Consider the following 249-nt stretch of genomic DNA (forward strand, 5'->3'; position numbering starts at 1 on the left):
GAACATTATGCTTGGATTCGGACCAAAGGTATATAATACTCCTTTTGCATTGAAATTAGACGATTTCGTAATGGAAACGTATCCTGGAAGTAGCTCTCCTGTAGAAAAAGGAAATCCAAACGCTTATAAACAAATTACAATGGACGGATTGAACATTATGCTTGGATTCGGACCAAAGGTATATAATACTCCTTTTGCATTGAAATTAGACGATTTCGTAATGGAAACGTATCCTGGAAGTAGCTCTCC

At 36.9% G+C, this 249-nt stretch carries 1 protein-coding gene; it reads left to right on the forward strand.

Annotated elements, in window-relative coordinates:
- The coding region (locus BOQ64_RS23500; RefSeq protein WP_185147100.1) for a hypothetical protein at positions 1 to 249 on the forward strand (249 nt) is incomplete at both ends.

The organism is Chryseobacterium sp. CH25, assembly GCF_004119455.1.
Taxonomy (GTDB): Bacteria; Bacteroidota; Bacteroidia; order Flavobacteriales; family Weeksellaceae; genus Chryseobacterium.